Here is a 6,341-nt window from a genome sequence, read left to right as displayed (position 1 = left end):
CGTCGCCGACGGCCTCCCGCCGGTCATGCGCGGCGTCGCCGTCGACGACAACCTCACCATCCCGCCGGCCGCGCTCGTCGGGATGGTCGCTGTCGTGACGCTCGTCGGGTGAATCGGCGGCATGCCGTTCATCGGGTGAATCGGCGGCGTGCCGTTCATCGGGTGAATCGACGGCGTGCCGGGTCGCGCCTTATAAAACGCGACCCGACCGCGAGGGAGTCGTCGCCGTCGGCGACGACGAGGCTGGGGAGGCGTGAGGCGCGGAGCGGAGCGGTGCGGTGCGGTGCGGTTAGAGGACGCGGAGACGAGAATCGAGGACCGACCATCACCCCCATCCGCAACCGTTCGTAGTACTCGACGACTCGCACTCATATACGGGTATATAAACACCCGTAGTGATCGACGTATCCGATGATACGGAGCCCGTGACTGCCGACGATATACTTATAAACGTATCAGGACAGCCGCCCCGCACCTCGGAGCGCGACTTGCCGACATCCGGCGGCTCACCGGCCGATCGTTCCCTGCCGCGTGATCGGCGCGTCGGGGTCGATCAGAAACGCCACGAGGACGGCGTCCTCGCTCGCGGTGAGCGTCACCGCCGACCCCTCCTCGACGACCGCGCTCTCCGTCTCGGACAGCCGTTCGTCGCCCACACCGGGTCCCTGCGTACCCGCTCCGTCCGCGCCCACTCCGTCCGCGCCCGCTCCGTCCGCGCCCACTCCGTCCGCACCCGACCCGTTGAGCGCGACCGATCCTTCGAAGACGTACAGGTAGACGTCACGCCCCGGTTCGGCAGGGAGGTCGACGCTCGTATTGGCGTCGAGGCGAACGTCGTAGAGGTCGACCGCGTTTCGAACGGTGACGGGGGCGTCCGAGCCGTCCGGGCCGAACACCCGCCGCCACTCGCCGGGGACCGGGTCGGGAAGCGGCGCGTGTTGGATCCCCGGATCGAGCCCGAGGCCGTGGGGGCGGACGAAGATCTGTAACATACGCAACGGCGGGTCGTCGGGGGCGGTGTACTCCGCGTGCCAGAAGCCGCTCCCGGCGTTCATCGCCAGCACGTTCTCGGCGTCGGTGACGAGATCGTTCCCCTCGCGGTCGTCGTGACGCATCACGCCGGCGGGCACCCACGAGACGATCTCCTCGTTACGGTGCGGGTGCATCGAGATCAGGGTGTCGGGGTCCATGAACGACTCGACGACCGTCGAGAGCGGGCCGTACCCGTGGTCGTCGTGGCCCGGGACTGCGCGGCCGGGGAAATTGAACCGCGTCCGGAACGACCCCTGGTCCTGTACGACGTTCGATCGCGGGCGGTGTGAACCCGCGTCGTCGGTTCGGCGTCCATTACCGTCGATCGGTCGCGAACGCGTATATACGCGTCGCGGCCGGGGACGGGGGTCGATCCCCGGGTCGGGACCGGACCCTCGACCGGTACCGCGACGACGACCGACCCCGACAGTCAGTCGCCCGATTCGGGGACCGAACCGCCCATCTCCGTGTCGATCCGGGAGACGACGAGCTCCTCGAACGGCCGGGAGTACCCCATCAGCGTGGTGCCGAGGATCGCCATTATCAACACGTAGCCGACCGCGAACGCGTTGATCGTCGCGGCGAGCGCCGGGTCGAACGTGCCCGCTTCGGCCCCCGAAACGGCGATCGTCGCGATGATGAGCGAGAACTCGCCGCGGGTCGTCATCCCGAGGCCGACGCGCGTCGAGCGGCGGGTGTCGAGCCCGAACGCGCGGCCGCCGAGGAAGCCGCTCACCAGCTTCGTGGGCGTGGTGACGACGACCGCGAGCAGGATGAGCCCGGCGACCGCCCCGAACAGCAGCGGGTCGGTGACGAGCCCGATCCAGAAGAAGAACACCGCGGCGAACGTGTCACGCAGCGGTTCGAGCAGCTCCTCGAGCTGGTGGACGTAGTCGGTCGCCGAGAAGGCCATCCCGACGAAGAACGCGGCCACGGCCTCGCTCACGCCGAGCGCGAGCGCCGCCCCCGCGATCAACACGAGCACGCCGATCGTCCGGAGCACGATGAACTCGTGGTCGTCGGTCTCGACGAGCTTCGAGAAGAAGCTCGTGCCGACGTACACCAACACGAGCAGCGCGAGGATGAAGCCGACCGCGATCCCGATATCGAGCGCGGCTGCGCCGATGCTGCCGCCCCCAAGGATCAGCGCGGAGACGATCGCGAGGTACAGCGCGATGAAGAGGTCCTCGTACACGAGGGTGCCGAGCATCGGCTCGGACTCGTCGTTGGCGATCCAGCCGAGGTCGATGAGCGACTTGGTGATCACCGCCGACGAGGAGATGTACACGATCCCGGCGACGAGGATCGCGGGTAGCAGGGATCCGAACACGAGCCAGCCGATGACGAGTCCCGCCCCGAAGTTGATCCCGAGGTCGATCGTTCCGGCGGTGCCGATCTCGGTCCGTCGTTCGAGCAGCCGGTCGAGGTTGAACTCGAGGCCGAGGAAGAACAGCAGAAAGACGATCCCGAGCTCCGCGCCGAGCACGATGAACTCGGACTCGGCGACGAACGCCGTGCCGATCACCGGCAGCTCGACCCGTCCAAGCACGAACTCGCCGAGCAGCATCCCAGTGACGATATAAAAGGGGATCACCGACTGGCCGAGCCGGTTCGCCAGCGCGCCGGCCCCCGCGATCGCGGCGAACATGACACCGATCTCCAAGAGGAGATCAGCCACGCAGGATCACCTCTGTAGGGCCGACGAGAAGGGTAGACAGAGGGGATCCACTCATTCCCTGAGGAGCTCCTCGAACGCTTCGCAGTTCTCGCGGGTCCCGACGCCGATCACCGTGTCGCCCTCCCGGAGGACGGTGTCCGCGGGCGGGCTGTCGATCGTCTCGTCGTCGCGCTGGATGGCGACGATCGTGAGGCCGGTTCGGTTGCCGACATCCGCGCTCTCCAGCGTCTCGCCGATCAGGTGTGAGCCCGGTTGGATCTCGTACCACTCGAGGAGGATCCCGCCCGGGAGGGTGGTCTCCTTGGTGCCCGCCTCGATCGGTTGGAAATGCGCGCCCTCGATGATGGACCCGATGGTCCGAGCGAGGTCGTCCGAGAACTCGAACACCTTCTCGGAGTCGGCGTCCGGATCGGGGCGATAGAACAACTACCGTTTTCCGGTGTTGTGAATGACGACGATCATCTCGCCGTCCACGAGTTCGATCTCGAATTTCTTCCCGACGCCGGGAAGGTCTGACTCGGTGATCGGCATACGCGGAAATACGACTCCCGGATTAAAAGCGTATACTTCGGTGGTGTCTGACGGGTGTCGGCCGCGCACCAAACGCTAAGTGGACCGGGGTAGTGTATGTGGATATGTGGCGCTCCCGGCGGAACCGGGACCGACGAACGGTGGTGTGTATCGCGTGTGGCGACTCCGTGTTGCGCGAGGACGCTCGCGAATACGACAAGGAAGGCGACCGCTGGGACCGGCGGGACAAGGAGTTCGAACACCTCTGTACCGACTGTGACGACGAGATCTGTCATCAGCCTCGTGACGGGCTCGAGTCGCTCGTCCTCTCTATCGAATCCGACGGGCTCTCTCAGGAGGAGTTCCTCGACCGCTACGCCGACGCGGTCAGCGACTCCGCAGGGCCACCCGAAGACGGGTAGACGGATCGCGGAAGGATAGACGGATCGCGGAAGGATAGACGGATCGCGGAAGAGTCGGTCCACGGACCCCAGCGGAGGCGTCGTCGCCGTCGAACCGTTAGAACCGTTAGGTCGCCGACGCATCGTGACCGACATGCCCCTCCAGATCGGCGCATCACCGACGATAGCCCTCCAGTTCGCTGTGCCAGTGACGGTAGTCCCCCAACTCGACGTTCCGACGACGATCCTCGGACTCGGTCTCCTCGGCTTGGCCGTCGGCGTCCTCGTGGGATCGTACGGGCTGTACGGCTCCCTGAACGCCCTCCGAGTCCTCCGCGCCCGCGAAACCGACCCCATGAGCCTCGCGGACGACGACCGGAGTGTCAGCGTCGTCGGGCGCGCGGCGTCGGTCGGCGAGACGCTCCCCGCACCGTTCACCGACGAGGACGCGCTGTGTCTCGCGTACGAGGTGGCGGAGTACCGGACCAGCGGGAAGACGCAGTCGTGGTCGGCCATCGACACGGGCGAGGCGGGCGTCCCGTTTCGCGTCGACGTCGACGGGACGGGCGTCCGGGTCGACCCCGGGAACGCGACGTACGTCCTCGGGCTCGACGAATCGATCCGCGTGAGATCGAGCGAGGAACCGCCCGAGCGGATCCGGCGGTTCGTCGACGCCGTCGACGCCGTGGAGGGGTCACATCCCGGATACGACGTGGGTCCGTTCACGGTCGGGCGGGGACCCGACCGCCGGTACCGACAGCGTGTGCTCCGACCGGGCGACACCGTGACCGTCGTCGGCGACGCGAGCGCGTTCCCCGACGCGCCGGTCGGTGAGGTGAAAGCCGGGATCGCCGGTGGGAGCCCGTTCGTCGTGAGCGACGCGAGCCCGCGTCGGACCGCGCTCCGACTGGTCGGGCGATCCGCCTTCCCGCTCGTGGGGGGTGTCGTCCTCGCCGCGGTCGCTATAGGGTTTCTCGCGCCGGTTTGGCGGCCGCTGATCGGATGAACCTGACAGCCGGCTCTGCGGATATCGTCCGAGTGACGGAGCCGGAGCGGCGAGCAGACGGTCGTCCGAGCGGACGCGCCGGAGCAGTCCGGCGAACGACCGACGAAGCGGGCGAGCTCGGACGACCGACGGACCGGGCCCCGACAGGCCTTTCTAACGGACGCGCGTTGGTGCGCGTATGTCGAACGACGAGCCGAAACAGGGGTCCGCCGAGGACCAGGGTCCGGTGACGATCACCGAGGCGCTGGCCGACCGGCTGGCCGACAAACGGGAGGAGCTGTTCGAGGAGTTCGGGATCCGCGACGAGTTCCCCCCGGAGGTCCTCCGCGAGGCCGAGACCCGAACCGAGGGCGTGTACGACGAGATCGAATCGGAGATCGACGAGCGGCGGGACCTCCGGGAGTTGACGACGTGGACGACCGACCCGATCGACGCACAGGACTTCGACGACGCCATCTCGATCGAGCGCGAGGAGGACGCCTACCGACTGTGGGTCCACATCGCCGACGTCACTCACTACGTCACGCCCGACACGGCGATGTGGGAGGAGGCGGTCGAGCGCGCGAACACCGTGTATCTCCCCGCGTACACGATCCACATGCTGCCGCCGGTGCTCGCGGAGACGGTCTGTTCGCTCGTCCCCAACGAGGACCGGCTCGCACACACGGTGGAGATGGAGATCGACGACGAAACGCTCTCGTTCGAGGACATCGAGATCTACAAGTCGGTGATCAACTCCGACGAGCGGCTCACCTACAAGCAGTGTGAGGAGCGATTGGAGGACCCCTCGCTCCCGCTCGGCGAGGAGAACCAGCTCGCCTTCGAGCTCGCCGACCGGATGCACGAACAGCGCAAGGAGGACGGCTCGCTCGTGTTGAACCCGCGTCGCGACCGCGCACACACGATCATCGAGGAGTCGATGTTGAAAGCGAACAAGGCGGTCACACACACGCTGATGTGGGACCGCGGCGTCGAAGCGATGTACCGCGTCCACCCGCAGCCGACGCCCGACCAGTGGAGCAAGGCGCTCCAGGAGATCCAAGAGCTCGACGGCGTCTCGATCCCCGGCGACGCGTGGGGCGACGACCCGCGGAAGGCGGTCAACGCCGCCTTAGAGGAGTCACCCGAGCGCCAACTGAACAAGATCCAGCGTGCCGTGTTGCGAGTGATGCCCCGGGCGAAGTACATGAACGACCCGTTCGGCGGCCACCACGCGCTCAACTTCGACATCTACGGTCACTTCACCTCGCCGATCCGCCGGCTCTCGGACACGATCAACCACTGGATCGTCCACGAGAACGACGTCCCCGAGACCCTCATCGAGCTCTGCGATCACGCCTCCGACAAACAGAAGGACGGCGAGACCGCCGAGCGACTCTACAAGCAGTTCCTCCAAGAGCAGGGGCTCGACCCCTACGCCGTAAACAACCGCGGGCTGGAGGTCGTCGAAGAGGCGGAAGCGAAACACACGGTGTGAGCGGAACCCCGCAGTCGGTGGCGGAGGAGGCCATCCGGAAGCGAACGGACCGTGTCCAGGCCCCAACAATCTGGGCGGGAGCTATACGCCGTTGGAGCCCCTACCGTGACGTATGACTCACCACGATCACCACGACGCCAGCGACGGCGACGACGAAGTCGACCGCCCCCAGCGACGCGCCCGCCCGTTCGAACGCACCGGTGACCCGGAGCGGGACGCCGAGCGCGCGGCGACCGT

General features: G+C 67.1%; 5 protein-coding genes and 2 pseudogenes. 4 read left to right on the top strand and 3 right to left on the bottom strand.

Annotated elements, in window-relative coordinates; all coding sequences use genetic code 11:
* Positions 1 to 112: pseudogene (locus ACFQEU_RS09840) on the top strand (dolichol kinase); the annotation flags it as partial.
* A gap of 394 nt (positions 113 to 506) precedes the next feature.
* Here ACFQEU_RS09840 and ACFQEU_RS09835 read toward each other — a convergent pair.
* From ACFQEU_RS09835 to ACFQEU_RS09825, 3 genes and pseudogenes are all read right to left on the bottom strand, one after another.
* Positions 507 to 1,358, bottom strand: coding sequence for a pirin family protein (locus tag ACFQEU_RS09835; RefSeq protein ID WP_379781649.1), 852 nt, complete (start codon positions 1,356 to 1,358; stop codon positions 507 to 509).
* Between the two features lie 104 nt (positions 1,359 to 1,462).
* Complete coding sequence (locus ACFQEU_RS09830) at positions 1,463 to 2,680, bottom strand: cation:proton antiporter (protein ID WP_379781647.1); 1,218 nt, start codon at positions 2,678 to 2,680, stop codon at positions 1,463 to 1,465.
* 81 nt (positions 2,681 to 2,761) lie between these two features.
* Positions 2,762 to 3,241 (bottom strand): annotated as a pseudogene (locus ACFQEU_RS09825) (cation:proton antiporter regulatory subunit).
* Positions 3,242 to 3,345: 104 nt separating this feature from the next.
* Between ACFQEU_RS09825 and ACFQEU_RS09820 the strand changes: the two are divergent.
* From ACFQEU_RS09820 to ACFQEU_RS09810, 3 genes are all read left to right on the top strand, one after another.
* Entirely contained in the window at positions 3,346 to 3,642 is a 297-nt protein-coding gene (locus ACFQEU_RS09820; protein ID WP_379781645.1) for a DUF7562 family protein, read from the top strand.
* A 133-nt stretch (positions 3,643 to 3,775) separates the two neighbouring features.
* The gene (locus ACFQEU_RS09815; protein ID WP_379781643.1) at positions 3,776 to 4,627 is read left to right on the top strand and encodes a GIDE domain-containing protein; all 852 of its coding nucleotides are present in this window, start codon (positions 3,776 to 3,778) and stop codon (positions 4,625 to 4,627) included.
* A gap of 178 nt (positions 4,628 to 4,805) precedes the next feature.
* Positions 4,806 to 6,104 carry an RNB domain-containing ribonuclease gene (locus tag ACFQEU_RS09810; protein ID WP_379781641.1) on the top strand — a complete coding sequence of 433 codons (1,299 nt, stop codon included), beginning with the start codon at positions 4,806 to 4,808 and terminating at the stop codon, positions 6,102 to 6,104.
* Positions 6,105 to 6,341: the final 237 nt, after the last annotated feature.

Origin of the sequence: Halorubrum tibetense, assembly GCF_042661865.1 — an archaeon.
GTDB lineage: Archaea > Halobacteriota > Halobacteria > Halobacteriales > Haloferacaceae > Halorubrum > Halorubrum tibetense.
The sequence above is the reverse complement of the archived record's forward strand: the minus strand, read 5'-3'. Positions and strand labels throughout refer to the sequence as shown.